Origin of the sequence: Acidovorax sp. CF316, from assembly GCF_000276605.1 — a bacterium.
Taxonomy (GTDB): domain Bacteria; phylum Pseudomonadota; class Gammaproteobacteria; order Burkholderiales; family Burkholderiaceae_C; genus Acidovorax.
The window spans coordinates 1-1632 of sequence record NZ_AKJX01000293.1; the positions used below are offsets into that span (position 1 = coordinate 1).

At 64.6% G+C, this 1632-nt stretch carries 1 protein-coding gene; it reads right to left on the reverse strand.

The features are described from left to right. Nucleotides 1-176: 176 nt before the first annotated feature. Complete coding sequence (locus PMI14_RS32655; protein WP_007861980.1) at nt 177-1499, reverse strand: mechanosensitive ion channel family protein; 1323 nt, start codon at nt 1497-1499, stop codon at nt 177-179. Nucleotides 1500-1632: the final 133 nt, after the last annotated feature.

Below are 1632 nucleotides of genomic sequence, written 5' to 3' on the forward strand. Positions count from 1 at the left end.
GTAGTCCACCACGCGCTTGACAGGGACCAAGACCTTCATTGCTGCGGCTCCTAGAGTTGGTTGAATTGACGTTTACGTAAACTGGAACATTCTATGCCGCAGTGCACCCACAAGGGTGCAGGCCGGGGCCACCGGCAGCAGGGGCATAAAAAAAGAACGATCGTGCTTTTTCGTGATTATAGGGCACTTGGCGGACCGCCCGATGTCTCGCCGGAGGCACCGGCCATGCCAGCCCCTGCAGGCAGGCCGGCAGGCACGGCACCGCTGTCCTTGAACTGCACCACGCGCTGGGGATAGGGGATGTCGATGTTCGCCGCGCGCAGGCCATCGAGGATGGCGATGTTGATGGCCGAGCGCAGGTTGAGCGAGCCGGCCGAGGGGTCGCTGATCCAGAAGTTGAGGCTGAACTCGAGACCATCGGGCGCGAAGTTGATGAGAAAGGCCACGGGCTCGGGCTCCTTGAGCACCCGGGGCTGCGCTGCCGCGGCAGCGCACAGGATGGCCTGGACCTGGCCCACGTCGCTGTCATAGCCAACGACGATGTTGGTGGTGACGTTGAACTTGCGGTCGGCATCCGACAGGTTCTCCACGCGCTGGGTGATCAGGGTCTCGTTGGGCACGATGGACTCGCGCCCGTTGCCTGCACGGATCAGGGTGTAGCGGGTCTTGATGTCGGTGATGCGGCCCTCGAAGCCATCGACACGCACGTTGTCGCCGATGCGCAGCGAGCGCTCGAGCAGGATCACGAAGCCGCTCACGTAGTTGGATGCGAGCTTCTGCAGGCCGAAGCCCAGGCCCACACCGACGGCCCCGCCCAGCACCGACAGCGCCGTGAGGTCCACCCCCACGGCCGACAGCGCGAACAGCATGCCCACCAGCAGCAGCACGGCGCGCACCGCATTGGCCGCCACCTTGCGCATGGACAGGTCGGTGACCGCGCCGGTGAGCACGCGTTTTTCGAACGTGGCCGAGATCCACAGCGCCGCCACCAGCACCAGGCTGGCGGACAGGGCGCCTTCAATCAGCGTGGCGACGCTGACGGTGGACTTGCCGAAGTTGAGGGTGATGCTGTCGAGCTCAGCGCGCACGGCGGGCAGCAGGCCCACGATCCAGAGCACGGCCGCGCCCCAGATGACCCAGGAGAACAGGCCTTCGAGCAGGCGCACGAGGCCTGAGTTGGGGAAGGCAACGCGCAGCACGCGGGCGATGAAGCGGATCAGCGCGAGCGAGACCAGCATGGGGACTGCGATGCGCAGCACGAAGACCGGGTGGTAGTGCTCTACCCCGAGGCGGCCTGCGAAGGTGAGGACCAGGGCGATCAGGGGGAAGAGGAGGCCGTCGATGGTGTTGCGGCCGATCCAGACCGAATCGGGGGGTTGGTTGCGGCCTATCAATCTTGCTGCGAACAGGGCGGCGGCGATGGCGGCGGCCAGGACGCCGAGTTCCAGCCAGACGCTGGAGTGGTTGAAGTCTGTCAGTAGTTTGTCGAGGATTTCCATGCGGTGAGGGTGTGTGTCACGCGTAGTTGATGGTGACTGATTGCTTGATTGGAGGGCGGGAGCCGGGATGTGCGCCCGGCGGCGCACCTTCTTTCCTTTGCGTCGCCAAAAGAAAGAAGGCAAAGAAAAGGCG